Here is a 26,612-nt window from a genome sequence, read left to right as displayed (position 1 = left end):
TATAGCCTTATTTTTATAAAATTTTATTTATAATTAAAATAAAAAAGTTGAAACTAATTTAAATAAGTTTCAACATATAAATTCAAATATTAATAAGTAATTCTGCTAAAGCTGAGCAAAATATAAATAGTAAACGTTCTACAAATAAAAAAATTAAAAAAACAAAAAAAAGTACTAGACTTCCACATTAAGATTTGGTAGAATATCTACTATGTTATTAAAACAAGCAATAAAAAACCCATTCTAAATGAGGTAATTATCATTATAAATGAAACAAAGAACGATGTCAAGCATAATTTTACATTAGGAGGAAGATATATGAGCAAAAATACTAAGTACGTATTCGTAACAGGTGGAGTTGTTTCTTCATTAGGAAAAGGAATAACAGCTGCTTCATTAGGTAGATTATTAAAAAATAGAGGGTTAAGTGTAAGTATTCAAAAGTTTGACCCATATCTAAATATTGACCCAGGTACAATGAGTCCATACCAACACGGAGAAGTTTTCGTAACAGATGATGGTGCTGAGACAGACTTAGATTTAGGTCACTATGAAAGATTCATAGATGAAAACTTAACTCAAAACTCAAACGTTACTTCAGGTAGAGTTTACTGGTCAGTAATATCAAAAGAGAGAAAAGGTGAGTACTTAGGTGGTACTGTACAGGTTATACCTCACATAACTAACGCTATAAAAGATAGAGTTCACAGAGTAGGAAAAGAAAGAGATGTAGATGTAGTAATCACTGAGATCGGTGGAACAATTGGTGATATCGAATCATTACCTTTCTTAGAAGCTATAAGACAAATTAAGTATGATGTAGGTAAAGAAAATGTTTGTTTCATACATGTTACATTAGTACCTTACTTAGGAAAAGCTGGTGAGTTAAAAACTAAACCAACTCAACACTCAGTTAAAGAATTAAGAAGTATAGGAATTCAACCAGATATAATAGTTTGTAGATCAGAAAAAGAATTATCAGAAGATATCAAGAAGAAAATCGGATTATTCTGTAATATAGATGCAAGTGAAGTTATCCAAAACTTAGATGCAGAACATTTATATGCTGTTCCTTTAATGTTACATAAAGAAGGTTTAGATAGATTAGTTTGTGAAAAATTAAGCCTTGGATGCAGAGATATAGACAATGCTGAATGGATAGACATGGTTCATAGAATAACTCACTTAACTCACACAACTAAGATTGCTTTAGTTGGTAAATATGTTGAGTTACATGATGCATACATATCAGTTGTTGAAGCTTTAAATCACGGTGGATTAAGCAATGATACTAACGTTGAAATAGAGTGGATAAACGCTGAAGATGTAACTAAAGAAAATGTTGATGAATTATTAAAAGGTGTAGACGGAGTTTTAGTACCTGGTGGATTCGGAGACAGAGGAGTAGAAGGAAAAATAGAAGCTATAAGATGGGCAAGAGAAAACAAAAAACCTTTCTTAGGAATATGTTTAGGAATGCAATGTGCTGTTATAGAATATGCTAGAAACGTATTAGGATTAGAAGGAGCTCATTCATCAGAATTAAATCCAGAAACTCCATTCCCAGTAATCGACTTAATGCCTGAGCAAAAGGATGTTGAAGATTTAGGTGGAACAATGAGATTAGGATTATATCCATGTAAATTAGAAGACGATACATTCTGCAAAGATGTTTATGCTTCAGATTTAATCTACGAAAGACATAGACATAGATATGAATTCAATAATGAGTACAGAGCTCAATTATTAGAGTCAGGATTAACTATAGCTGGTACTTCACCAGATGGAAGATTAGTTGAATGTGTAGAAGTTAAGGATCATCCATGGTTCGTAGCAGTTCAATATCATCCAGAATTAAAATCAAGACCAAACAGACCACATCCATTATTCGTAGGATTTGTTGGTGCTGCATTAAACAATAAATAATTAAATTTTATAAAAGGATACCTAACTTTTGTTAGGTATCCTTTTTTGACTAATTAGTTATGGGAATAAATGTTAGGAAAATATACTATATATAGATTAGATTTTATGTGATATGATAATAATATAAATATTTAACATAATTAGTTTATATATTTTTTAAAGAATATTCGAAAGTTTCTATATATTAAATTCTTAAGGCAATCTAAAATAACTTTTCTTTACCTTATTCCACTAATTAAAAAAAGCAGGAGGTGCTTAAATTGAATATAGAACAATATGAAAATATGACTTTAGTCCAGTTAAAAGAAAAGGCTAAAGAATTAGGAATAAAAAATATAAGTAAAAAGAAAAAAAGCGAATTAATTGAAGAATTAAAAGCTGTTTTTGATAAACAAAATAATAATACTAAAATGATACATAAAGATGGTGTTGTTTTAAGAGAAAAAATATCTCAAAAAGAGCAAGGTGGAAGTAGAGAAAATACTTCTAATGAAAGAAATTTTAGAAATAATAATAGTTATAGTAATAATAATAGTTATAGTAATAACTACAGCAACGGCAATGATGAAGGTAAAAAAGAACAATTAAAGGATATGATAAGTTCATCAGACTCAGCTAAAGGAATACTGGAAATATTAGATAATAATAATTTTGGTTTTTTAAGATGTAGAAATTATTTAACAAGTGAAGATGATATATATGTTTCACCATCACAAATAAGAAGATTCGGATTAAGAACTGGTGATGAAGTTCAAGGTAAGGTTAGAATTCCAAAAGAGGGAGAAAAATTTAAAGCTCTTCTTTATGTGGAAAAGGTAAATGGAGAAAGTCCGGAAAAAGCAGTTGGAAGAAAGAAGTTTGAAGATTTAACTCCAATTTATCCAAAAGAAAGACTTAAATTAGAAAGCGATAATAGTAGGGATTTAAGTTCAAGACTTATGGATATAATCTGTCCAATAGGTAAGGGACAAAGAGGTATGATTGTTGCACCACCTAAAGCTGGTAAAACAACATTATTAAAAAGAATAGCTCAAAACATATCAAGAAATAATCCTGAGGTTAAACTTATAGTTCTTTTAATTGATGAAAGACCTGAAGAAGTAACAGATATGAAGAGAAGTATTGATGGAGAGGTAATCTATTCAACTTTTGATGAAGAACCACAAAACCACGCTAAGGTTTCAAGCATTGTATTAGAAAGGGCTAAGAGAATGGTTGAACAAGGTAGTGATGTAGTTATATTAATGGATTCATTAACAAGATTAGCTAGAGCTTATAACTTAACAGTTACTCCTTCTGGAAGAACTTTATCAGGGGGATTAGATCCAGGAGCACTTATAATGCCTAAAAAATTCTTTGGAGCAGCAAGAAAGCTAGAAGAAGGCGGAAGTTTAACTATATTAGCTACTTCATTAGTAGATACAGGAAGTAGAATGGATGATATGATTTTTGAAGAATTTAAAGGTACTGGAAATATGGAAGTACATTTAGATAGAAAACTTCAAGAAAGAAGAATATTCCCAGCTATAGATATCTATAAATCTGGTACAAGAAAAGAAGATTTATTATTTAATGAAGAAGAAAGAGAAGCTTCATATAAAATAAGAAGAGTATTACAAAGAGAAAATAATATAGAAGATGTTGCTGAAAAGCTTATAAACTTATTATCAAAGACAAAGAATAATAAGGAATTTTTACAAGTTGTATTAAAGAGTAATTTGGAATAATTAAATATTGGTATTTAGGAAGTTTTTAGATTACATCAAATAATTTAGTGAAAAATAATATTGTTATAATTGATAGAAAAATAAAAGAAGATATTAAAGTTTTAACTTTAATATCTTCTTTTATTATAAGAATTATTTAGCATATTGGTACAAAGTTTAACTGTCTCTTCTGGAGAATATGAACTTAATACTTCTAAAATACTATTTCTCATATTAATTAATTTATTATTATCTGTATTGAATTCGTCAATTACCGTATTTAATTCTTCCAAGTGATTGATAGCAATTGCACAATTGCTTTGTGATAAAAAGTCTCTATTTTCACTTTCTTGACCTGGAATTATAAATGGAATTATCATCGGTAAATGACTTAAAAGTGATTCGGTAGTAGTTAATCCACCAGGCTTTGTAATGATTAAATCAGAATTTTTCATTATTTTAGGTATTTCCGTTGTATATCCTAAAATATTTAATGTTTTATTCCCTTTTACATGTTCATATTCTTTACATAAATGTTCCTTTAACACAGTGTTGTTTCCACAAACAATAGTTAAATCTAAAGGGTTCTCATTTTTCATTAGAGTTTCTAAGACTTTAGATATGTTATCTAAACCCATGCCGCCTCCCATTAAAAGGAGCTTTAATGGTGGTTTGGTAATATGTTCTACATAATTATGATAATCTGCTTCGTAAAAATCTTTTTTTGTAGGGATACCAAAAGGCGATATTTTTTCTTTAAGTATTCCTTTTGAAGCTAGATTTTCTTTTGTGAATTCAGAAGCAACTATGTAATGATCAATTCTTTTAGATATATAAGTATAATGACATTTAAAATCAGTAACAACAGAGATAACTGGTACTGTTATAACTTTTTTTCTTTTTAAATGAGAAAGAATACTTATGGCTAAAGGATGCGTTGTAATAATTAAGTCTGGATTAAAATTATCAATAAATTTAGCTAACTTATTTGCAACAGGCAAAAATAAAAGACTAGTTAAACTATTTATAATTCTTATATTACTAATTTTGTAAAGTAGACCATAAAGAGTTCCTAGGGAACTTGCACATAAATCGTATCCATTTACTATTGATCTATCAAAGAAACGGTTCTCCTTAAGAAAATCGTGTATAAGAATTTCTGTATCATCATTCTTTATAAGTTCCATTAAAGAGTTAGCTGCTTGATTATGACCATAACCAGTAGATGTACTTAAAATAAGAACTTTTTTCATCATATTCACTCACTTTTACTAAAAATATGTTTGTAAAAACAAACTTTATTTGAAAAATATTCCTTATAAACAAAAATGGGAAAGATTTGAGTCTTTCCCATAAAGAAATTATTTATTAAGATTAAATCTCTTGTTGAACTTATCAACTCTTCCGCCAACATCAACGATTTTTTGTTTTCCTGTGAAGAATGGGTGGCACTTAGAGCATATTTCAACTTTAAGTTCTGGTTTAACTGAACCAGTTGTGAAAGTGTTTCCACATGCACACTTAACCACTGTATCGTGATGGTATTCTGGATGTATGCCTTGTCTCATGTAATTCACCTCTTTCAAAAATAAAAAAATGTTGCTAAACAACTATTTACAAGTATATCATGGGGTTATTTAATCGTCAATAGTTTAAAAGCGTTCTTATTTAAGTTATAATCATATTTAGAATATTATAAGAGGATAAGGAGTTTAAAATTAATATGAGCAAATTATATTTTAGATATGGGGCAATGAATTCAGGTAAATCTACACATCTTATGCAAGTGGCACATAACTATGAAGAAAGAGGTTTGGAAGTTATCATAGTTAAGCCATCAACAGATAAAAAAGGTGGAGACAAAGTAGTTTCAAGATTAGGTGTTGAGAGAGTTGTAGATATTTTAATAGATGTTAATGATAATATTATAGAGATGATTGATGAAAGACTTGAGAAGGGGAGAAAAATAGACTGTATAATAGTTGATGAGGTTCAATTTTTAAAAGCTCATCATATTGATGAATTATTTGAGATTGCAGTTGGAAAAGGTATTCCAGTAATTTGTTACGGATTAAGAACAGACTTCCAAATGAATGGCTTTGAAGGAAGTGAAAGACTTTTATTATTAGCACATAGTATTGAAGAAATGAAAACTATATGTAAATGTGGAAGAAAAGCTATATTAAATGGAAGAATGATAAATGGTAAGTTTACATTTGAAGGAGAGCAAGTTGCTATAGACTTAGTTGATAATGTAGAATATCAATCATTATGTGGACAATGTTATTTCAATTATAAATATGGTAAGGATTCTAATAATTAGTTAGTGAAAGGATAGGGTTTAAATTATGAGAAAATGCCAAGTTGGCGGTCAAGCAGTATTAGAAGGCGTTATGATGAGGGGCGCAAAAGGAACAGCTACAGCGGTTAGAACTCAAGATGGAAATATAGAGGTTTCTTTTGAAAAAACAATACCATATACAAAGAAGAATAAAATTTTAGGACTACCATTTATAAGAGGATTTGTAACTCTTGTAGAATCTTTAATTGTAGGTTTAAAATCTTTAAATTATTCAGCAAGTTTTTTTGATGATACAGAGCCTTCAAAATTTGAAGATTGGTTAAATAATAAATTTGGTGAAAAAGCTAATAATGTAATAATGACTCTTACAATTATGCTTTCTTTTATATTTGCCATAATTCTTTTTGTAGCAATACCAACGGGAATTACTTTTTTACTTAAAAAACTTAGTTTCCCAGCCTGGACTTTAAGTGCTATTGAAGGTTTAATAAGTATTGGGATGCTTTTAGGATACATGTACTTAATGGGAAAATTAGAAGATATAGAACGAGTATTCCAATATCATGGAGCAGAACATAAAACTATATTTTGCTATGAAAATGAAGATGAACTTACAGTTGAAAATGTAAGAAAATACCCTAGATTTCATCCTAGGTGTGGAACAAACTTTTTATTTTTAGTTGCTATTGTAAGTATATTTATATTTTCTTTTACTAATTGGGATTCAGTAGTTCAAAGAACGGCTATAAGAGTAGCAATGTTGCCAGTTGTAGCAGGAATAACATATGAACTTATAAGATGGCTTGGGAAATCACAGGGAAGTTTCGCTAAAATAATAGCAGCACCAGGTTTGCAGTTGCAAAAATTAACTACAAGAGAACCAGATGATTCTCAGATTGAAGTAGCCATAGCTTCTTTAAGGAGGGCTGAAGGATTGAAAGAACAAAATAAAAAAGTTGGAGAATTATTAAATTTAGGAAATGAAACTCTAAAAGAAGTTGGGATTGATACATATATATTAGATACTCAACTATTATTAGGTAAAGTTCTTGAAAAAGATAAGATTTGGCTTATTACTAATAAGAATGAAGAAGTTAAAAAATCTGATGAGATACATTTTTTAAATTTATTAGAGAAAAGAAAAGAAAAAATGCCTATGCAATATATTTTAGGAACTTGTGAGTTTATGGGATTAGATTTCTATGTAGAAGAGGGAGTATTAATTCCAAGAGGGGATACTGAAATAATTGTAGAGGAAGTATTAAACAATGTAGATGAAGATGCAAATATAAATGTATGTGATTTATGTTGTGGAAGTGGGGCTATAGGATTATCTTTAGCTAATTATAGAAAGAATATAAATGTAGATTTAATAGATATAGATGATATACCAGAAAAGGTTACAAGAAAAAATATAAGAGAGCTAGAATTATCAAAAAGATGTAATTTTATAAAAAGTGATCTTCTAAGTGAAGTTATAAAAAAAGAAAACAAGTATGATATTTTAGTTTCAAATCCACCATATATAAGAACGGAAGTTATAAACACTTTAATGGAGGATGTTAAAGATTATGAACCTCATTTAGCTTTAGATGGGGGAGAGGATGGTTTAATATTTTATAGAAGAATTATTAACGAATCTTTAGAAGTATTAAAGCAAGATGGTATATTAGCTTTTGAAATTGGACATGATCAAGGAGAAGATGTTAAAAACTTAATGGTTAAAAAAGGATACTATGATGTTAAGGTAATTAAAGATTTAGCAGGCTTAGACAGATGTGTTATAGGAAGAGTAAATCTTGAAAGATAACATAATAGTGTGTTATAATTGTAAAATATGAAAATCTGTATACGGAGTGATAATAGATGATACTTGATAGATTAAATTTTATTGAAAATAAATATGATGAACTTTCAGTCAAGATAAGTGATCCTTCAATAATGGCTAACCAAAAAGAGTGGAGAAAACTTTGTAAGGAACATGCTGACTTAGAAATTATAGTTAATAAGTACAAAGAGTACAAAGAAGCTATAGAAGATTTAGAAGCTAATAAAGAGATGCTTTCAGAAGAAAGTGATCAAGAAATGAGAGAAATGATAAATGCTGAAATTAAGGATTTATCAGAAAGAAAAAAAGAATTAGAAGACGAAATACAAATTCTTTTATTACCAAAAGACCCTAATGATGATAAAAACGTATTTGTTGAAATTAGAGGTGGTGCTGGTGGAGACGAGGCAGCACTATTTGCAGCTAACCTTTTCAGAATGTACACTAAATACGCTGAAAAGAATAGATGGAAAGTTGAATTAATGAGTTCAAATGAAACTGATATTGGAGGTTTCAAAGAGGTTGTATTCATGATAAAAGGAGCAGGTGCTTATTCAAAACTTAAGTATGAGAGTGGAGCACATAGAGTTCAAAGGGTTCCTGATACAGAAAGTTCAGGAAGAATACATACTTCAACTGCTACAGTAGCTGTTTTACCAGAAGTTGACGATGTAGAAATAGAAATAAATGATAAAGATATTAAAATAGATGTATTTAGAGCATCAGGTAATGGTGGACAGTGCGTTAATACAACTGACTCAGCTGTAAGATTAACTCACTTACCTTCAGGTATTGTTATTTCATGTCAAGATGAAAAATCACAGCTTAAGAATAAAGAAAAAGCTATGAAAGTATTAAGAGCAAGATTATTCGAGCAAGCTGAAGCAGAAAGATTAGCTGGTATTGCCGAAGATAGAAAGAGTCAGGTTGGTACTGGAGATAGAAGTGAAAGAATAAGAACTTATAACTATCCACAAGGAAGAGTAACTGACCATAGAATAAACATGACTTTATATAAATTAGATAGCTTCTTAGATGGTGATATAGACGAAATATTAAATGCTTTAATCACTGAAGATCAAGCTCAAAAAATGAAAGCAATGGGTAATACTGAATTTTAATATATAAAGCCTTACATGAATAATGTAAGGCTTTAAAAATACATGGTTTTAATATGTTGATTAAAGAGGAATATACTTATGAATATAGATAAGGCTATAAAAAAACAAAGAAAATCATATAAAAGATTCATGTTTATTATGGTAATACTTCTAATACTATTACCTCTTTTAGTTTGGTTTTTTGAAGTTTATAAGGAATTTCTAATAGTTTATTTAATCTTTTTAGAAATTTTTATAGTTATTGTTATGGTTAAAAATTTTAATAATATAAGGTTAGAGTATTCTTGTGAAAATGGAATTTTAAGAATAAAACCTAATGTATTATCTAAATATAAACACATATACTGTGACAGGGTAGTTTTAGTTCATACAGAAAATGAGTTAGAGGATATGAAAATAATTATAGTCTTTTCTAATAAAGGTAGAAAAGGTAAATTTGGGAAGCCTATTGGAGATTATTTTTGTAAGGTTCACCAAGGGTTAAGTGATGACTATAAAAAGATGGTTAGATTAAATAAAGGAAGCCAATGGTATTACATAATAATAAAAAGAGGAGCTTTAAAGAAATTTAAGCTTTTAGATGACATATATAAAAGTTGTGTTACAGCAACCTATACAAGTGATAGTATTGAAAATATAAAGATTGCTAGAGGTCAAAAGAATTTATAAAAGATGAAGGTGATATTGTTTTATGAAAACAAAAATACAATTCATAAAAGATATAGATAAAGATATAAAACATTTAGAAGAAGCTGCTAAAATTATAAAATCAGGTGGAATAGGTGCTTTCCCAACTGAAACTGTTTATGGCTTAGGTGCAAATGCTTTAGATGGAGAAGCAGTTAAAAAAATTTTTGAGGCAAAGGGAAGACCTCAAGATAATCCTTTAATAATACATATAGCAAAAAAAGAAGATATTGATAAATATGTTGCTGAGGTACCAAAGTTTGCAGAGGAATTAATAGAAAAATATTGGCCAGGTCCTCTAACTATTATCTTAAAGAAAAAAGATATAGTTTCAGATATTACATCAGCAGGATTAGACACTGTTGGAGTAAGGATGCCAGATAATGATATCGCATTAAAATTAATTGAATTATCTGGAGTGCCTATTGCAGCACCATCAGCTAATATATCAGGAAGACCTAGTCCAACTGATATAGAAAGATGTGAAGAAGACTTAAATGGAAGAGTTGACTTCATAGTTGGATCTGAAAAAAGTAAAATAGGGGTAGAATCAACTATAGTAGATGCGACAGGTGAACATTTATGTGTTTTAAGACCTGGAGGAATAACTTTAGAAATGTTAAAAAGTATAGATGAAGGTGTATATATAGATAAAGCTATATTAACTACTTTAGATGAGAATACAAAACCTAAAGCCCCAGGAATGAAGTATAAACATTATGCACCAAAGGCAAAAGTTAAAATGGTTCAAGGACCAATAAATAAAATGGTTGAAAAAATTAAAGAAATGGTGCATAATTACATAGATGAAGATTTAAAGGTCGGAATTATGGCAACTGATGAAACTGTTTCTATGTATGATGAAGGGATAGTTAAATCATTAGGAACTAGAGAAGATTTAACTTCTGTAACAAAAAACTTATTTGAAATGCTTAGAGCCTTTGACGATTTAGGAGTGGATATTATAATAACTGAAGCTTTTGAAGAAAAAGGATTAGGTGTGGCCATAATGAATAGATTAAAAAAATCCTGTGGATTTGATATAACAATAGTTTAAGAAAATATATGGAAGGAGCTAGATAAGAATGAAACTTTTGAGAAAAAGGAATTGTTTTGAATTTACATTTTTTAAAAATTCTATATTTGTTTTTTTTGAAAGTTTAATATCTTTATTTAGTGTTCTTCCAATTAATAAAAAAAAGTGCTTTTTTATTTGACTTACTATTTAAATTTTTATTTTAAGTAGTGTTATTAGTCATTGAAAGAGCACTTTTTTTAAAATAATATATTTTAAAATAAACAGGTATAATGGAGGTTAATGAAATGAAAATAGCAATTGGTTGCGATCATGGTGGATTTAATTTAAAAAACATAGTGATGAAGCACTTAGAAGAAAAAGGTATTGAGTTAAAAGATTTTGGTACATATAGCACAGATTCTTGTGATTATCCAGATATAGCTATACAAGTTGCAGAAGCAGTAGCTTCAAAAGAATTTGAATTTGGAATATTAATTTGTGGAACTGGTATAGGAATATCAATATCAGCAAATAAAGTTCCAGGAATAAGAGCTGCTCTTTGTTCAGACACATTTAGTGCTCATGCAACAAGACAACATAACAATGCAAATATATTAGCTATGGGTGAGAGAGTAGTAGGTCCAGGATTAGCTTTAGATATAGTTGATACTTTCTTAAATTCAGAATTTGAAGGTGGAAGACACCAAACTAGAATTGATAAATTAACTGAAATTGAGAAAAAATATTCAAAATAATTAGTCAAAAAATTTTTTATATATAGATTTTAGGAGGAAGATACAATGAGTAAAGTAACAGAAATAACACACCCACTTATATTACATAAGTTAGCGTTCATAAGAGATAAAAATACAGGTTCTAAGGATTTCAGAGAATTAGTAAGTGAAGTTTCTATGCTTATGGCTTATGAAGTAACAAGAAATCTTCCAATGGAAGAAATCGATATAGAAACTCCAGTATGCAAAACTAAATGTAAAGTTTTAGCTGGTAAAAAAGTTGCTATAGTTCCAATATTAAGAGCTGGATTAGGTATGGTAGATGGTATGCTACAACTTATACCTGCTGCAAAAGTAGGTCACATTGGACTATATAGAGATGAAGAAACGCTTCAACCAGTAGAGTACTTCTGTAAATTACCACAAGACATAGCAGAAAGAGATATAATCGTTGTTGACCCAATGCTAGCTACAGGTGGTTCAGCAGCAGATGCTATAACTCTTTTAAAGAAAAGAGGAGCTAAGCAAATAAGACTTATGTGCTTAATTTCTTCACCAGAAGGAATAGAATTTGTACAAAAAGCTCATCCAGATGTTGATATATATGTTGCATGCATTGATGAGAAATTAAATGATCATGGATATATAGTTCCTGGATTAGGTGATGCAGGAGATAGACTATTTGGAACAAAATAGTTATAATTTAAATAGCTACTTAATATATAAGTAGCTATTGATTATTTTTGGAGGTAAATGATTCATGGAAAAGATAAAAGTTTTAACTATCTTTGGAACAAGACCGGAAGCTATAAAAATGGCTCCACTAGTAAAAGAATTAGAGAAAAGACCAGAAATAGAGTCAAAAGTTTGTGTAACTGCTCAGCATAGAGAAATGTTAGACCAAGTTTTAGAACTATTTGATATAAAACCTGACTTTGATCTAGATATAATGAAAACTCGTCAAACTCTTACTGGAATAACAAATAGAGTTTTAGAGGGATTAGAAAAAGTATTCACTGAAGAAAAACCAGATATGATACTTGTACATGGAGATACAACTACAACTTTTGCTGGTGGATTAGCAGCTTTCTATCAACAAATAAGAGTTGGGCATGTTGAGGCTGGACTTAGAACTTTTGATAAATATTTCCCATTCCCAGAGGAAATGAATAGAAAATTAACAGGTGCTTTAGCTGATTTACATTTTGCTCCTACTAAAGGTTCAAAAGCTAACCTTTTGAGAGAAGGAATAAATGAAAATGACATAAAAGTTACAGGTAATACTGTAATCGATGCTATGGAACATACTGTTGAAGAAAATTATGTGTTTGAAAATGAAGAATTAAACAACATAGATTTCCAAAACAAAAAAGTTATCATGATAACTGCTCATAGAAGAGAAAACTGGGGAGAAGGTATAGAAAACATCTGTACAGCTTTAAACAAAATAGTTGAAGATAATAAAGATGTTGAATTAGTTTACCTTGTTCACTTAAATCCAGTTGTAAAAGATGTTGTTTATAAAAATCTTGATGGAAAAGAAAGAGTACATCTTTTACCACCACTTGATACAAAAGAAACTCATAACTTAATGAATAAATGCTTCATGGTTATGACTGATTCAGGTGGATTACAAGAGGAAGCTCCTCACTTAGGAAAACCAGTATTAGTTTTAAGAGATGTAACAGAAAGACCAGAGGCTGTTGCTTCAGGAACTGTTAAGTTAGTTGGTACTGATGTAGAAAAAATCTTAGAAGAAGCTAATTCACTTATAAATGATGAAAAAGCTTACGCAGAAATGAGTAAAGCTATAAATCCATATGGAGATGGTAAAGCTTCAGAAAGAATAGTAAAAGCTATCTTAAACTACTTTGGAAAAAGTGATGAATCTGTAGAAGAATTTGTAAGCAAATAAGACTTTGTTAAAAAGTTTGATAAATATAATTTGAATAATTGGGATGAATAGACAGATATTTAGAATAATATAGAAATTTTAATGGTATATTTCTATAATGAAGCTAAAATATCTGTCTTTTTTTATAAAAAGCAAAAAATAATAAAAAAGATTGTTTAAAATTTAACAAAATATATTGAAAGCTAGTAAATTTATGGTTATAATTAAATTGGTTAGAAAAAACATATATTTTTGATAAATTTTTACCTAAATGGGAGGTTTTTGATATGAGAGAGGTAGTTATTGCAAGTGCAGTAAGAACAGCATTAGGATCATTTGGAGGTTCATTAAAAGATGTTCCTGCTGTAGATTTAGGAGCTTTAGTTATTAAAGAAGCTTTAAATAAAGTTGGTGTAAAACCAGAATGTGTTGATGAAGTTTTAATGGGTAATGTAATCCAAGCAGGATTAGGACAAAACCCAGCAAGACAAGCAGCGGTAAAAGCTGGTTTACCAGTTGAAGTTCCTGCAATGACAATAAATAAAGTTTGTGGTTCAGGTTTAAGATGTGTGGCTTTAGCTGCTCAAATGATAAAAGCAGGAGATGCTGATGTAGTAGTAGCTGGTGGTATGGAAAACATGTCACAAGGACCATATGTTTTAAAAACTGCAAGATTTGGTCAAAGAATGGGCGATGGCAAGATGATAGATGCCATGGTTAATGATGCATTAACAGATGCATTTAATGGATACCATATGGGTATAACTGCTGAAAATATAGCAGATCAATGGGGATTAACTAGAGAAATGCAAGATGAATTTGCTGCAAATTCTCAAATTAAAGCAGAAGCAGCTATAAAAGCTGGAAAATTCAAAGATGAAATAGTACCAGTAGTAATTCCACAAAGAAAAGGTGATCCAATAGTATTTGATACTGATGAGTTCCCAAGATTTGGATCAACTGCTGAAAAATTAGGGAAATTAAGACCAGCATTCAAAAAAGATGGTACAGTTACAGCTGGTAATGCATCAGGTATAAATGATGGTGCCGCTGCTTTAGTAGTTATGAGTGCTGAAAAAGCAAAAGAATTAGGAGTAACTCCAATCTGTAAAATAGTTTCTTATGGTTCAAAAGGATTAGATCCTTCAATCATGGGATATGGACCATTTTATGCTACTAAAAAGGCATTAGAAGGAACTGGATTAACAGTTTCAGATCTTGATTTAATAGAAGCAAACGAAGCTTTCGCTGCTCAAAGCTTAGCAGTAGCTAAAGATTTAGATTTTGATATGAGCAAAGTTAACGTAAATGGTGGAGCTATAGCTTTAGGACATCCAGTAGGAGCTTCAGGAGCTAGAATATTAGTTACATTACTTCATGAAATGATGAAAAGAGATGCTAAAACAGGCTTAGCAACACTTTGCATAGGTGGAGGAATGGGAACAGCTTTAATCGTAGAAAGATAATAAGTTTACCATTATTATATATATTTTTAGATGCTATCCATTTAATAGGATAGCATCTTTTTATTTTAAAAATTAAATTTATACATTTTATCATCTTAATATAAAGAATATATTAAAAAAATATGCACAAAAGTAATAATAAAAATTCATATTATAAAATATATATTTTATTTAGATTTTATATAAAAAGTATGAATAATAGAATAAAGAATAGAAAAAAATAGGATTAAGGTTCCGAAAATATTAAAAAAAATAAGGATTTTAAAAAAAAATCAAAAAAAATGTGAATAAATATTAAAAAGGTTATTCAAAACCTTTTAAGTTGTATATTTTATTCTAAATAGTGGTTTGAAACTTTTTTGATAAAAAAGGTGATAAAATATACGATTTTATAATAAAAACTTTTAAAAAAGGATTTCAAAATCGAAAATAGTAATCGAAATTTAACTCAAGATAATGAATAATAATTAAAAAATTCAGAAAAATGAAATAGTATATTCAAAAGCATTCAAAAATAATTGAAAAAAGAGTAAATGAGAGTTTTTGAGAGTAAAAATGAAGGAAATGCTTAAAAGTACTTTAAAATATCAGAATATTAATAAATTCAAGCAAAATTTAAATTTTATTAATATTAAATTCAGGAATATAATTAGTAAAGTAACATTGCGGAACTATGGAGGTTATACGTGAACGCTAAAATCAAAGATTTAGTTTTTTCAGTAATGAAAACTAATATTTTATTGACGATAATAGCAACCCTAGTAATTAGTTTAGTTAATTTTAAATTTGGGGTGGCTTTTTTAGTTGGAAGTATAGTTGCTACAATTAATTTTACGGTTAATGCAATTGTAATCCACAAGGTCATAAATAAAAGAAGAGGAGCTTTAAAAATTCAAATAAGCTTTGTATTAAGAATGATTCTAATTCTTTTATTTACACTAGTATTTATGAGAAATGTTAAAGAGTTAGCATTTTATCTAATTGGATTTATTTCACATCAGATATCAATATTTATTTATACCAAAAAGAATAAGGCCTTATCACAAAATAAATAAATATTTATATACATATATAAATTAATACTAAGATAGAAAGGGAGTGATTCCGTGGATATCTTTGCACCAATGTTTACAGTTAAGGTTGGTAGTTTGACAATTAGTAGTACAATTATTTTTCAATGGGCAGCAATGCTTGTTATAACAATATTTGCTATAGTATCAACTAGAAACCTTAAAAATAAACCAGGCAAGTTACAAGTTGTTTTAGAGTCAGTTTATCAAACAGTTTATAACTTGGTAAAGAGTAACATGGGGGAAAGTTATATTGGTTTTGTACCTTATATAGGAACATTAGCAGTATTCCTACTTGTCTTAAACCTTTATGGATTAATAGGGCTTGCACCTCCAACTCAGGATTTAAGTGTTGCAGTGGCATTAACAATTACTTCCTTTGTTGTTGTTCATGCTAATGCATTACGTAAATGTCATCTTGGAGGATATATCAAAGGATATTTCAAGCCATATCCAGTAATGTTACCTTTAAATATAATGGAGAGAATAATTTTCCCAGTATCTCTTGCACTACGTTTATTTGGTAATATGTTAGCAGCCACTCTATTAATAGACTTAATGTACTCAGGTCTAGCTCATATAGGATGGATTGCACAAATAGGTGTGCCAATACTAGCACATGGTTTCTTCGATGTATTTGATGGAACAATACAAATGATAGTATTTACAATGTTAACAATGGTAAACATTAAAATGTTAGCAGATCACTAAGAAAAATTAGAGGAACAAATCAAAATAACTTTAGTTTGATTTAAAAAAGGAGGAATTTTTAATGGATATGAAGTTATTAGCAGCAGGTATAGCTGTATTAGCAGGTATAGGAGCCGGAATAGGTATAGGGATTGCAACAGCAGGAGCAATAGAAGCAACTGCAAGACAACCAGAAGCATCAGATAAAATTCAAAGTTTATTCATCATGGGAGCTGGTCTTTCAGAAGCAACAGCTATATATGGTTTAGTAATTTCAATAATCTTATTATTCGTTGTTTAATATCAAATTGCGTAACTTTTTATTAAGAACTTGTAGTAATTAATAAATGAAGATAATAGAGTTAATATAATTGACTCCGAAGGGAGGCTGTGATTGATATATGGAATTAAATTTTATGAGAATATTAGCTACAATCATTAACTTTATAATCTTAATTCTTATACTAAAACATTTTTTCTGGGACAAAATCAAGAGAGCCATCGACGCAAGACAAGAGGCTATAGATGAAACAATCTTAAAAGCTGATGAAGATGCAGAAAAAGCAAGAAGATTAAGATTAGATAATGAAAGAATTCTTAAATCTGCGAAGGAAGAAGGCAGAAAGCTTAGAGAAGAACAGAAAAAAGAAGCTGACAGAATTTATAAAGAAATAGTTGATGATGCTCATAGAGAAGCTGAGGCTATATTAAATAGAGCTAATATTGAAATTCAAAGAGAAGAAGAAAAAGCGAGATATGAATTAAAGCAACAAGTAGTTGATATTTCTGTAATGCTTTCAGAGAAAGCACTTGGAGAATCTATCGATGAAGCTAAACATAGAGATTTAATAAATGACTTTATTGAAAAGGTAGGTATCTAATTATGTACGAATATTTAGATCGAAGATATGCCTTAGCTCTATACGAAGTTGCTGAAGAAAAGAACAAAGTTGAAGAGTACTTAAATGATTTGAGAGAAATTTGTGACATAGTTTATGGTAATACAGAGCTTTATGAAATAATAAAGCATCCTCAAATAAGTACTGTAAGAAAGAAGAAAACTTTCAAAAATATATTTGAAGGAAAAATAGATGAAGAGTTACTTTCATTCTTAATGGTTCTTATAGAAAAAGATAGAATACTTTACCTAAAAGAAAAATTAAAAGAAATGGAAAAAATTCATCTAGAAAGAAACAATACTTTATTAGCTGAGGTTAAAAGTGTTGTTCCACTAACAGAAGATGAAGTTAAAAGACTTGTAGAAAAGTTAGAAAATAAATATTCAAAGAAAATATTATTAAAGCAAGATATAGATAAGAGTATCATTGGTGGACTTTATGTTAGAGTTGGCGATGATGTTATAGATGGTACTGTTAAATCTAGACTTGATGATATGAAACTTATAATGCTTAAGAGAGAATAGAGGTGAGTCTATGCATATTAAACCAGAAGAAATAACTTCTATAATCAAGAATGAAATAAAACACTATGAAAAAGAGCTAGAAACTGTTGATTCTGGTACTATCATACAGATAGGTGACGGAGTTGCCAGAGTTTACGGATTAGAAGAATGTATGGAAGGTGAACTTCTAGAATTCCCTAATCAAGTTTTCGGTATGGCTCTTAACTTAGAGCAGGATAACGTTGGTTGCGTTCTTTTAGGATCAGAAGAAGGTATAAAAGAAGGAGACATCGTTAAAAGAACTGGAAAAATAGTTGAAGTACCAGTAGGAGAGGATCTAGTAGGTAGAGTTGTTAATTCACTAGGTCAACCTATAGACGGAAAAGGTCCTATCAAAAATGATGGTTACAGAGCTATAGAAATACCAGCACCAGGTATATTAGAAAGAAGTTCTGTTAATGAGCCTCTACAAACAGGTATTAAAGCGATTGACTCAATGATACCAATAGGTAGAGGACAAAGGGAATTAATTATAGGAGATAGACAAACAGGTAAAACTGCTATAGCTATAGATACTATAATTAACCAAAAAGGTAAAGACGTTATATGTATATATGTTGCTATTGGACAAAAACAATCAACAGTAGCTAATATAGTTAACACTTTAACTGAAGAAGGAGCTATGGACTATTCAATAGTTGTAACTGCATCAGCATCAGAATCAGCTCCATTACAATATATTGCACCATATGCAGGCTGTACAATGGGTGAATATTTCATGAACAAAGGTAAATCTGTATTAATAGTGTATGATGACTTAAGTAAGCACGCAGTTGCTTATAGAACAATGTCATTATTAATTAGAAGACCACCAGGAAGAGAAGCTTATCCAGGTGATGTATTCTACATACATTCAAGATTACTTGAAAGAGCTGCTAAGTTATCAAAAGAAAATGGTGGAGGCTCATTAACAGCGCTTCCAATAATAGAAACATTAGCAGGAGACGTAACAGCATATATCCCAACTAACGTTATATCAATAACAGACGGACAAATATTCTTAGAAACTGAGTTATTCAACGCAGGACAAAGACCAGCTGTTAACCCGGGTATATCAGTTTCAAGGGTTGGAGGAAATGCTCAAATAAAAGCAATGAAACAAGTTTCTGGTACATTAAGACTAGAACTTGCTCAATATAGAGAGTTAGCATCATTCGCTCAATTCGGTTCTGACCTTGATAGGGATACTCAAGCAAGACTTGAAAAAGGTAAGAGAATTATTGAGATATTAAAACAAGACCAATATAAGCCAATGGCAGTTGAAAAACAAATTATGATAATATATGCTGCAGTTAACAATTTCTTATTAGATATTAAGGTTTCAGATATTAAGAGATTTGAAAAAGAATTCTTAGAATATATGGATACTCATCATAGAGAAATTGGTAAAGCTATATTAGATAAGAAAGTTTTAGACGATGAATTAAAATCTGCTTTAGAAAGCGCTATAGTAGAATTTAAAAAAATATTCTTAATATAAAATAAGAGCATAGCTTTTTAATTAAAGCTATGCCCACATTTTTAAGAATGGAGGTGGAGCTTAAATGGCAGGTGCAGGACTTTTAGAAATTAAAAGAAGAATAAAAAGTATCAAAAACACAAGAAAAATAACAAAAGCTATGGGACTTGTTGCCACTTCTAAGTTAAGAAAAGCTAGACAAAAGTTAAATGAAAATAATCAATATTTTGGAAGTCTAGATGAAATTGCTAGAGAATTAATCGGATCATTAAATAGCAATAATAATCCTTTACTTAAATCCAATGATAATCCTAAAAAGTTAATAATATTATTAGCATCAGATTCAGGATTATGTGGTGGATTTAATGGTAATACTGCTGCTTTTGTAAGAGATAAGTATGAAGATAATATTGAAAATATAGAAGCAATAGTAGTGGGGAAAAAAGGTATCCATTATGTTAAGAAAAATAGGATTTCTACTTTAGCAGAATATGTTGATTTAGGAGATACACCGAATATTGGTGATGCATCAACTGTAGTAAATAAAGCTGTTAAAGAATTTACTGATGGAAACTTTGGAGAAGTAAATTTAGTTTATACTAAATTCTTTTCACCTGTTAAACAAGAGGTTGTTGAAGAGAGATTATTACCTTTAGATTTAACTGGAGAAAAAGGAAAGGTTTCTTTTTTAATTGAACCAGATGAGGATGAAATAATAGATTCATTAGTTTCATCATATTTAAAAGGTAAATTCATGAATGCTATGTTTAATTCAAAAACTAGTGAACAAAGTGCTAGAATGCAGGCAATGGACGGAGCAACTAAAAACGCCGATGATTTATTAAACTCATTAGATGCTAAGTACAATAGAATAAGACAAAGTATCATAACTCAAGAGATATCAGAGATTGTTGGTGGAGCAGAAGCACAAAAATAAGGAGGTACTCAAAATGTCTAATAATATAGGTAAAGTAGTTCAGGTTATTGGACCAGTTGTAGATATAAAGTTTGCAAATGATGAACTTCCTAATATATTTAATGCAATACACATAAAAATGGACGATGGAAAAATCTTAGTTTGTGAGGTAGAGCAACACGTAGGAGATGACATAGTTAGAACTATAGCTATGGAAGCTACTGAAGGATTAAGAAGAGGTATAGAAGCTGTTGACACTGGAGCACCTATATCAGTACCCGTTGGTGGATGCGTATTAGGAAGAATATTTAACGTATTAGGTAAACCACTAGATAGTGGAGCAGAAGTTAATAATGAAGAAAAATATCCAATTCATAGACCAGCTCCATCATTTGAAGAGCAATCAGTTGTTCCTGAAATGTTTGAAACTGGAATAAAGGTTATAGACCTTTTAGCACCTTACCAAAGAGGGGGTAAAATCGGTCTATTCGGAGGAGCCGGTGTTGGTAAAACAGTTCTTATCCAAGAGCTTATTAACAATATAGCTAAAGAGCACGGTGGAATTTCTGTATTTACAGGAGTTGGAGAAAGATCAAGAGAAGGTAATGACCTTTACTACGAAATGAAGGAATCAGGAGTTATAAAAAATACTGCACTAGTATTTGGACAAATGAACGAACCACCTGGAGCAAGAATGAGAGTTGCGTTAACAGGACTTACAATGGCTGAGTACTTCAGAGATCAAGGTCAAGACGTGTTATTATTCATAGATAATATATTTAGATTCTCACAAGCTGGATCAGAGGTTTCAGCTTTATTAGGAAGAATACCATCAGCTGTTGGTTACCAACCAACACTTGCTACAGAGATGGGTGCTCTTCAAGAGAGAATTACATCAACTACTCATGGATCAATTACATCAGTTCAAGCAGTATATGTACCTGCTGATGACTTAACTGACCCAGCTCCAGCTACAACATTCAACCATCTTGATGCTAAGACAGTTTTATCAAGAAGTATAGCTGAGATAGGTATTTATCCAGCTGTTGATCCACTAGATTCTTCATCAAGAATACTAGATCCAAGAATTGTTGGAGAAGAGCATTATGAAGTTGCTTCAAAAGTTAAACATATATTAGAAAGATATAAAGAACTTCAAGATATAATCGCTATCCTTGGGGTTGATGAACTTGCTGACGAAGATAAACTTATTGTTGCTAGAGCAAGAAGAATACAAAAATTCTTATCACAACCATTCACAGTAGCAGAACAATTCACTGGAATGCAAGGTAGATATGTTCCAATAAAAGAAACTATAAGAGGGTTCAAAGAAATATTAGAAGGTAGATACGATAATGTTCCAGAATCAGCTTTCTTATTTGTTGGATCAATAGATGAAGTACTAGAAAAAGCTAGAGAAATAGCCCAATAAAAGGGGTGAATAAAGATGAGTAAATTCAATTTAACTATAACAACACCAGAAAGAGTTCTTATTTCAGGTGAGGTTACAAGAGTTTTATGTAAAAATGCTCTTGGTGAGTTTGAAATATTAGCTGGTCACCAACCTTATATAACAGCTACTACTCCAACAGTTACAAGAGTAGATGATGAAAATGGTGAAAGTAAGTACTTATTTACTTCAACAGGATTAATGAAGGTTCAAGATAATGAAGTTACATTTTGTGTAAATTCTGCAGAATGGCCAGAAGAAATAGATCAAGCGAGAGCTATGGAGGCTAAGCAAAGAGCAGAAGAAAGATTAAAAAAAATTGCTGATGAGACAGATGTAAAAAGAGCTAAGTTAGCCTTAGCAAGAGCTATGTCTAGATTAAAGTTAAAAGAAATGTAGATTATTTAAAGCATACAGGAAACTGTATGCTTTTTTTTGGTATAACAAATGTTTTTATGTAATTTAATAGAACTTTTTCAGGTGATTTTAATATATTGATAATATGAAAGGCAATTATTGTATAAAAAAGCTATCCCTGACAATAATTAAGAAGAAAGGTGGGATAGTGATGAATAAAAATATTTTTACAATGGTATTATTTTGTTTCTCTTTTATTTTTTGTCCAAGCATTAGCAATTTAGAAAATGAGGTTTATACTAAAGTATCAGAAGAACTTTGTGATATAGAAGAGTATGGAATAAAAATAGAATATCTAACTAATGAAAGTATCAATAAAGAATTGAATAATTTATATAATTCTCTTAAAATTAAAGATTTCAGTATTGTAGAAGAAAGTGAAGGTGGTTTATATTTAGAGAATTCTAGTGATGAAATTAAATTAAATATTAGTTTGATAAAAGAAAATGGGAAAAATAGAGTTCAAATAGAAATATTTTCTAGATATAGAATTGATTTTAATTATATTAAGGAATATTTTCAAGTTATTCATAATAAAAACATATCAAATATAAAATATTACACTTATATAAAAGGTAATATTAGAGAAAATAATAATATAGATGAAATTGAAAAAAAAATTATAGAATCAATTGGTAAGAAGCATGTAATAGAATCACAAAGTATAAATTTAGAGAATGGAACTACAGGAATAATTAATCTTAAGAGTGATTATCAGTTTAATTACTCCATTATGACATATGAGGAAGATAGGAAGTTGATTTTAGGCACTCCTATTATATTCACAACATATTAAAATAATTTTAATGGAGGATAATATGGATAAAATAGTAGTAAAAGGTGGAAAAAAATTAAATGGAGAAGTAAAAATTAGTACAGCTAAAAATTCAGTTTTACCAATAATTGCAGGATCTATATTAGCTAATGATATTATAACTATAAATGAATTACCAATGTTAGAAGATGTGTTTACTATTTGTGATGTTATGGAACAATTAGGTTATGAATTAAATATAGATAAGAAAAATAATAAATTAATTGTACCACCATTGCAAAGAGAACCTTTAATCCCAAATGAGAATTTAGTAAAAAAAATGAGAGCTTCATTTCTTATAATGGGGCCAATGATAACTAAATATGGAGAATTTAAATTAGCTAGACCAGGTGGATGTAATATTGGTTCAAGACCAATAGAATTGCATTTAAAGGGTCTTAGAGCTTTAGGTGCAGAAGATAAAAATTGTGGTAATGGATTTGTATGTATTCAAGCTAAAAAGTTATTTGGAAATAAAGTATATTTAGACTTTCCTTCTGTTGGTGCAACAGAGAATATAATGATGGCAGCAACTATGGCTAAAGGTACTACAGTGATTGAAAATGCTGCTCAAGAACCAGAAATAATTGATTTAATTAAATTTTTAAATTCTATGGGAGCAAAAATTTATACTGAAAAACCAGGAGAAATAGTAATAGATGGTGTAGAATCTTTAACTTCAACAGAATATACTCCTATATATGATAGAATAGAAGCAGGTACATTTATGGTTGCAGCAGCAATAACAGGTTCAGAAATAAAATTGAATGGTGTTAATTCAGACCACTGTGCAGCCACAATTTCTAAATTAAGAGAAGTGGGAACAGAATTCTTTAAAATTGATAATGAGCCGAATAGTATAATAGTAAGAGGAAATAAAGAGATAAAACCAATTAATATAAAGACAATGCCGTATCCAGGGTATCCTACTGATATGCAATCACAAATGATGAGTTTATTGAGTATAGCAAAGGGTAGTAGTATTATAACAGAAAGTGTTTTTGAAAATAGATTCATGAATGTTGATGAATTAAGACGTATGGGTGCAAATATACAAGTAGAAGGAAGAACTGCTTTAATTGATGGTGTAGATAATCTTACAGGGTGTGAAGTGAAGGCAACAGATTTAAGAGCAGGAGCAGCTTTGGTTTTAGCTGGACTTATAGCAAAGGGAGAAACAATAGTTACTGATATACACCATATAGATAGAGGTTATGTTGAAATAGAAAATAAGTTCAGAGCGTTAGGCGCTGACATAAATAGAGTTTAAATCAACAGCATATGCTGTTGATTTTTTTGTTTTTAAATAATTTTAATATGAGTTCGAGTTTCAAGATACTTAGCATATACATAAAGTGTATTAATAAGTTTTTGGAGGATTTATGAGAAATAAAAGAATTTTAGAAGCAGTAATTTTTATAGGAGCTGTTATATTAAGTATATTTATTATACCTATATTATTTGGGTTTTTATCAAGCTCCAGTATAGCTGAAAGCAATAGTACTGAAATAAAGAAAAATCAAAGGTTATCTGAAGTAGTTAATATAAAAGAAGTTGAAGTTTACATATCTAAAGAAAATAAAGTGGAAAAGGTGTCTTTAGAAGATTATGTTTTATCTGTAGTTTCAAGTGAAATGCCTGCTTCTTTCCATGAAGAAGCTTTAAAAGCTCAGGCAGTTTTAGCTAGAACTTTTGTTATAAATAAAATGATTGCTGGATGTAGTAATATTAAAGAAGGAAATATTTGTGATACAACTCATTGCCAGGCATATTTAAATATTGATAAAAGAAAAGAAGCTTGGGGGGAAAATGGAGATGAGTATTTGAAAAAGATAAAAAAGGCGGTAAAGGAAACTGAGGGGGAAGTTTTATCTTATAATAAAGAATTAGTAAGATATCCACAATATTTTTCTACAAGTTCGGGAAATACTGAAGATGCAGTTTCTGTTTTTTCAGAGGATGTACCATATCTAAAGTCTGTTGAGAGCCCTGGAGAAGAGATATCACCTAAATATGAAAGTGAAGTTAATATTCCAATAAATGATTTTAAGAATACAATTAAAAAAGCAGTTTCTAATAGCAATTTAGGAGATAATATAAAAGAAGATATTCAAATTTTAAATAGAAACACAGGTGGAACTGTAGATGACATAAAAATAGGAGAGGCTATAATTAAAGGAAAGGACTTTAGAAAAATATTATCTTTAAATTCAGCCAATTTTACACTAGAGTTTTCAGAGAATGTAGTAAATATAAAGTGTTTAGGATATGGTCATGGGGTTGGAATGAGCCAATGGGGAGCAAATGTAATGGGTAAGGATGGAAAAAAATATGATGAAATATTAGAACATTACTTTAAAGAAAGTAATGTAGAAAAAAGTAATAAGGTTTTTATGTATAAGTAGTTAAAACAACAAGCAAATATTTATTTGCTTGTTGTTTTTTTTATAAAAAAGATTTTTATATGTGTATTAATTTAGGATAAATGGACAGAATTAGTAACGGAGGTGTTGAAAATGAATAAAAAAGACCAATTTAAGAGATTTATTAAAAAGGATGGATTTTATGTAGTTTTATTTGTTTGCCTATGCTTAATAGCAACAGTTGGAGTAGTGGTAGCAAATAAGAGTGCTAATAACACAGTAGATGAAAGCATAGTAGAAAATACAGAGGATAATAGTACTACAACTGGTAATACATTTGATGATGCAGAGCTAGTTGAAGGAAAAACAGAGGGGACAGATAATTCAGAAGAGACTACATCTAATACAGATGTAGAAGAAAATAGTGACGTAGTAAATCCAGAAGCAAAAAATACAGATGATTCTGTAGCTACTTCAAACCAAAATCAAAGTTTTATATCACCGGTTAAAGATGGAGTTATAACAAGAGGATATAACTTAGAACCTAGATTAAATGAATCAGGTCAAAGTGCATCTGTTTATAAAGGTATAGATATTGAAGTTGCTGAAGGAACAGAGGTTTTAGCAATTGGTGATGGTAAGGTTGTAGAAGCTGGAAAAGGAAATTCAAAAGAAGGATGCTTTGTTAAGATAGAGCATCAAAATGGTGTAGTTGGATTTTATGGAAACTTAGATCCTGAAATAAAAGTTAAAGAAGGAGATACTGTTAAAAAAGGAGATCCTGTAGGTAAGGTTGGGAAAACTATCCAAAATAGTCCAAGTGATAGAGTTTCTGAAACTTATTTAATGTTCCATATGGAAAATTCTAAAGAACCAGTAGATCCACAAAAATATTTAAAGGATATTCCAGTAAGAGAATAATTTAAGAGATAATCAGCTGCCTTAAAGGCAGCTGATTAAATAATAGTAATATTTTTAAGGAGGTAAGGTTCTTGAAAGATTATATTGAGGAAAGAGTTTTAGAAGTAGCGCAGTACATTATTTATTCAAGAGCTACTATACGGAAAACAGCTAAGGTTTTTGGAGTAAGTAAGAGTACTATACATAAGGATATGACTGAAAGGTTGCCTAAAATAAATCCAGATATAGCTGAAGAGGCAAAAAGTATATTGGATTTAAATAAGGCTGAAAGACATATAAGAGGTGGAAAAGCTACTAAGTTAAAATATAAAGTTGTTGAATGATAAAAATATTCCTTATATAATAAAAGTTAGTATTTATGTATAATT

Annotated in this window: 27 protein-coding genes; 25 read left to right on the top strand and 2 right to left on the bottom strand. The window is 29.7% G+C overall.

Features of this window, described 5'->3' with window-relative positions; genetic code table 11:
* Positions 1–318 precede the first annotated feature (318 nt).
* Together OIF33_RS05525 and rho are read left to right on the top strand one after the other, a co-directional pair.
* Positions 319–1,926 carry a CTP synthase gene (locus OIF33_RS05525; protein WP_322503211.1) on the top strand — a complete coding sequence of 536 codons (1,608 nt, stop codon included), beginning with the start codon at positions 319–321 and terminating at the stop codon, positions 1,924–1,926.
* Between the two features lie 260 nt (positions 1,927–2,186).
* Entirely contained in the window at positions 2,187–3,653 is a 1,467-nt protein-coding gene (gene rho, locus OIF33_RS05520; RefSeq protein WP_322503210.1) for a transcription termination factor Rho, read from the top strand.
* 107 nt (positions 3,654–3,760) lie between these two features.
* On the opposite strand, the gene OIF33_RS05515 is transcribed toward rho, so the two are convergent.
* A complete protein-coding gene (locus OIF33_RS05515; protein WP_416173351.1) occupies positions 3,761–4,885 on the bottom strand; it encodes an MGDG synthase family glycosyltransferase in 1,125 nt (374 codons plus the stop codon).
* Positions 4,886–4,993: 108 nt separating this feature from the next.
* Positions 4,994–5,200 (bottom strand): 50S ribosomal protein L31, encoded by a 207-nt coding sequence (gene rpmE, locus OIF33_RS05510; protein ID WP_003452406.1) that lies wholly within the window; start codon positions 5,198–5,200, stop codon positions 4,994–4,996.
* 155 nt (positions 5,201–5,355) lie between these two features.
* Between rpmE and OIF33_RS05505 the strand changes: the two genes are divergently transcribed.
* From OIF33_RS05505 to spoIIID, 23 genes are all read left to right on the top strand, one after another.
* On the top strand, positions 5,356–5,955 hold the full coding sequence (locus tag OIF33_RS05505) for a thymidine kinase (protein ID WP_322503208.1): 600 nt from the start codon (positions 5,356–5,358) through the stop codon (positions 5,953–5,955).
* Between the two features lie 25 nt (positions 5,956–5,980).
* A complete protein-coding gene (gene prmC, locus OIF33_RS05500; protein ID WP_322503207.1) occupies positions 5,981–7,744 on the top strand; it encodes a peptide chain release factor N(5)-glutamine methyltransferase in 1,764 nt (587 codons plus the stop codon).
* A gap of 56 nt (positions 7,745–7,800) precedes the next feature.
* On the top strand, positions 7,801–8,883 hold the full coding sequence (prfA, locus tag OIF33_RS05495; protein WP_322503206.1) for a peptide chain release factor 1: 1,083 nt from the start codon (positions 7,801–7,803) through the stop codon (positions 8,881–8,883).
* A 78-nt stretch (positions 8,884–8,961) separates the two neighbouring features.
* Positions 8,962–9,552 carry a hypothetical protein gene (locus OIF33_RS05490; protein ID WP_322503205.1) on the top strand — a complete coding sequence of 197 codons (591 nt, stop codon included), beginning with the start codon at positions 8,962–8,964 and terminating at the stop codon, positions 9,550–9,552.
* Between the two features lie 22 nt (positions 9,553–9,574).
* Positions 9,575–10,627 carry an L-threonylcarbamoyladenylate synthase gene (locus OIF33_RS05485; RefSeq protein ID WP_322503204.1) on the top strand — a complete coding sequence of 351 codons (1,053 nt, stop codon included), beginning with the start codon at positions 9,575–9,577 and terminating at the stop codon, positions 10,625–10,627.
* Positions 10,628–10,893: 266 nt separating this feature from the next.
* Complete coding sequence (gene rpiB / locus OIF33_RS05480) at positions 10,894–11,343, top strand: ribose 5-phosphate isomerase B (protein ID WP_322503203.1); 450 nt, start codon at positions 10,894–10,896, stop codon at positions 11,341–11,343.
* Positions 11,344–11,388: 45 nt separating this feature from the next.
* The gene (gene upp, locus OIF33_RS05475) at positions 11,389–12,018 is read left to right on the top strand and encodes a uracil phosphoribosyltransferase (RefSeq protein WP_322503202.1); all 630 of its coding nucleotides are present in this window, start codon (positions 11,389–11,391) and stop codon (positions 12,016–12,018) included.
* Positions 12,019–12,082: 64 nt separating this feature from the next.
* Positions 12,083–13,237, top strand: a complete 1,155-nt coding sequence (gene wecB / locus OIF33_RS05470; protein WP_322503201.1) for a non-hydrolyzing UDP-N-acetylglucosamine 2-epimerase — start codon at positions 12,083–12,085, stop codon at positions 13,235–13,237.
* A 266-nt stretch (positions 13,238–13,503) separates the two neighbouring features.
* Entirely contained in the window at positions 13,504–14,682 is a 1,179-nt protein-coding gene (locus OIF33_RS05465; protein WP_322503200.1) for an acetyl-CoA C-acetyltransferase, read from the top strand.
* A gap of 686 nt (positions 14,683–15,368) precedes the next feature.
* A complete protein-coding gene (locus OIF33_RS05460) occupies positions 15,369–15,737 on the top strand; it encodes an ATP synthase subunit I (protein ID WP_322503199.1) in 369 nt (122 codons plus the stop codon).
* A gap of 51 nt (positions 15,738–15,788) precedes the next feature.
* Positions 15,789–16,463: a F0F1 ATP synthase subunit A gene (locus tag OIF33_RS05455; RefSeq protein ID WP_322503198.1), complete on the top strand. Its 675-nt coding sequence runs from the start codon at positions 15,789–15,791 to the stop codon at positions 16,461–16,463.
* A gap of 61 nt (positions 16,464–16,524) precedes the next feature.
* Complete coding sequence (gene atpE / locus OIF33_RS05450) at positions 16,525–16,743, top strand: ATP synthase F0 subunit C (RefSeq protein ID WP_011592986.1); 219 nt, start codon at positions 16,525–16,527, stop codon at positions 16,741–16,743.
* A gap of 100 nt (positions 16,744–16,843) precedes the next feature.
* Positions 16,844–17,323: a F0F1 ATP synthase subunit B gene (locus tag OIF33_RS05445; protein ID WP_322503197.1), complete on the top strand. Its 480-nt coding sequence runs from the start codon at positions 16,844–16,846 to the stop codon at positions 17,321–17,323.
* A 2-nt stretch (positions 17,324–17,325) separates the two neighbouring features.
* Positions 17,326–17,865, top strand: coding sequence for a F0F1 ATP synthase subunit delta (locus OIF33_RS05440; RefSeq protein WP_322503196.1), 540 nt, complete (start codon positions 17,326–17,328; stop codon positions 17,863–17,865).
* A gap of 10 nt (positions 17,866–17,875) precedes the next feature.
* Positions 17,876–19,384: a F0F1 ATP synthase subunit alpha gene (gene atpA, locus OIF33_RS05435; protein ID WP_322503195.1), complete on the top strand. Its 1,509-nt coding sequence runs from the start codon at positions 17,876–17,878 to the stop codon at positions 19,382–19,384.
* 64 nt (positions 19,385–19,448) lie between these two features.
* Positions 19,449–20,300: an ATP synthase F1 subunit gamma gene (atpG, locus tag OIF33_RS05430; RefSeq protein WP_322503194.1), complete on the top strand. Its 852-nt coding sequence runs from the start codon at positions 19,449–19,451 to the stop codon at positions 20,298–20,300.
* Between the two features lie 13 nt (positions 20,301–20,313).
* Entirely contained in the window at positions 20,314–21,711 is a 1,398-nt protein-coding gene (gene atpD, locus OIF33_RS05425; protein ID WP_322503193.1) for a F0F1 ATP synthase subunit beta, read from the top strand.
* Positions 21,712–21,726: 15 nt separating this feature from the next.
* Positions 21,727–22,128, top strand: coding sequence for a F0F1 ATP synthase subunit epsilon (locus tag OIF33_RS05420; protein WP_322503192.1), 402 nt, complete (start codon positions 21,727–21,729; stop codon positions 22,126–22,128).
* Positions 22,129–22,297: 169 nt separating this feature from the next.
* Entirely contained in the window at positions 22,298–22,942 is a 645-nt protein-coding gene (locus OIF33_RS05415) for a hypothetical protein (RefSeq protein ID WP_322503191.1), read from the top strand.
* A gap of 22 nt (positions 22,943–22,964) precedes the next feature.
* Positions 22,965–24,230: a UDP-N-acetylglucosamine 1-carboxyvinyltransferase gene (gene murA, locus OIF33_RS05410; RefSeq protein WP_322503190.1), complete on the top strand. Its 1,266-nt coding sequence runs from the start codon at positions 22,965–22,967 to the stop codon at positions 24,228–24,230.
* Between the two features lie 112 nt (positions 24,231–24,342).
* Entirely contained in the window at positions 24,343–25,365 is a 1,023-nt protein-coding gene (gene spoIID, locus OIF33_RS05405; protein ID WP_322503189.1) for a stage II sporulation protein D, read from the top strand.
* 111 nt (positions 25,366–25,476) lie between these two features.
* Positions 25,477–26,244, top strand: coding sequence for a M23 family metallopeptidase (locus tag OIF33_RS05400; protein WP_322503188.1), 768 nt, complete (start codon positions 25,477–25,479; stop codon positions 26,242–26,244).
* 71 nt (positions 26,245–26,315) lie between these two features.
* The gene (gene spoIIID / locus OIF33_RS05395; RefSeq protein WP_003452341.1) at positions 26,316–26,567 is read left to right on the top strand and encodes a sporulation transcriptional regulator SpoIIID; all 252 of its coding nucleotides are present in this window, start codon (positions 26,316–26,318) and stop codon (positions 26,565–26,567) included.
* The last annotated feature ends 45 nt before the right edge of the window (positions 26,568–26,612 follow it).

The organism is Clostridium sp. LIBA-8841 (genome assembly GCF_034439435.1).
GTDB lineage: Bacteria > Bacillota > Clostridia > Clostridiales > Clostridiaceae > Sarcina.
Note: the sequence above shows the minus strand (reverse complement) of the source record. Positions and strands in the feature narration are given on the sequence as shown.

Bases quoted from the DNA above. Each gene is read 5' to 3' on its own strand.
- atpG (WP_322503194.1), top strand. From the start codon at position 19,449: ATGGCAGGTGCAGGACTTTTAGAAATTAAAAGAAGAATAAAAAGTATC.
- atpD (WP_322503193.1), top strand. From the start codon at position 20,314: ATGTCTAATAATATAGGTAAAGTAGTTCAGGTTATTGGACCAGTTGTA.
- rpmE (WP_003452406.1), bottom strand. From the start codon at position 5,200: ATGAGACAAGGCATACATCCAGAATACCATCACGATACAGTGGTTAAG.
- OIF33_RS05490 (WP_322503205.1), top strand. From the start codon at position 8,962: ATGAATATAGATAAGGCTATAAAAAAACAAAGAAAATCATATAAAAGA.
- murA (WP_322503190.1), top strand. From the start codon at position 22,965: ATGGATAAAATAGTAGTAAAAGGTGGAAAAAAATTAAATGGAGAAGTA.
- OIF33_RS05505 (WP_322503208.1), top strand. From the start codon at position 5,356: ATGAGCAAATTATATTTTAGATATGGGGCAATGAATTCAGGTAAATCT.
- OIF33_RS05445 (WP_322503197.1), top strand. From the start codon at position 16,844: ATGGAATTAAATTTTATGAGAATATTAGCTACAATCATTAACTTTATA.
- OIF33_RS05465 (WP_322503200.1), top strand. From the start codon at position 13,504: ATGAGAGAGGTAGTTATTGCAAGTGCAGTAAGAACAGCATTAGGATCA.
- prmC (WP_322503207.1), top strand. From the start codon at position 5,981: ATGAGAAAATGCCAAGTTGGCGGTCAAGCAGTATTAGAAGGCGTTATG.
- OIF33_RS05515 (WP_416173351.1), bottom strand. From the start codon at position 4,885: ATGAAAAAAGTTCTTATTTTAAGTACATCTACTGGTTATGGTCATAAT.
- atpA (WP_322503195.1), top strand. From the start codon at position 17,876: ATGCATATTAAACCAGAAGAAATAACTTCTATAATCAAGAATGAAATA.
- OIF33_RS05400 (WP_322503188.1), top strand. From the start codon at position 25,477: ATGAATAAAAAAGACCAATTTAAGAGATTTATTAAAAAGGATGGATTT.
- OIF33_RS05415 (WP_322503191.1), top strand. From the start codon at position 22,298: ATGAATAAAAATATTTTTACAATGGTATTATTTTGTTTCTCTTTTATT.
- wecB (WP_322503201.1), top strand. From the start codon at position 12,083: ATGGAAAAGATAAAAGTTTTAACTATCTTTGGAACAAGACCGGAAGCT.
- rpiB (WP_322503203.1), top strand. From the start codon at position 10,894: ATGAAAATAGCAATTGGTTGCGATCATGGTGGATTTAATTTAAAAAAC.
- OIF33_RS05440 (WP_322503196.1), top strand. From the start codon at position 17,326: ATGTACGAATATTTAGATCGAAGATATGCCTTAGCTCTATACGAAGTT.
- atpE (WP_011592986.1), top strand. From the start codon at position 16,525: ATGGATATGAAGTTATTAGCAGCAGGTATAGCTGTATTAGCAGGTATA.
- OIF33_RS05420 (WP_322503192.1), top strand. From the start codon at position 21,727: ATGAGTAAATTCAATTTAACTATAACAACACCAGAAAGAGTTCTTATT.
- upp (WP_322503202.1), top strand. From the start codon at position 11,389: ATGAGTAAAGTAACAGAAATAACACACCCACTTATATTACATAAGTTA.
- spoIID (WP_322503189.1), top strand. From the start codon at position 24,343: ATGAGAAATAAAAGAATTTTAGAAGCAGTAATTTTTATAGGAGCTGTT.
- OIF33_RS05525 (WP_322503211.1), top strand. From the start codon at position 319: ATGAGCAAAAATACTAAGTACGTATTCGTAACAGGTGGAGTTGTTTCT.
- OIF33_RS05485 (WP_322503204.1), top strand. From the start codon at position 9,575: ATGAAAACAAAAATACAATTCATAAAAGATATAGATAAAGATATAAAA.
- prfA (WP_322503206.1), top strand. From the start codon at position 7,801: ATGATACTTGATAGATTAAATTTTATTGAAAATAAATATGATGAACTT.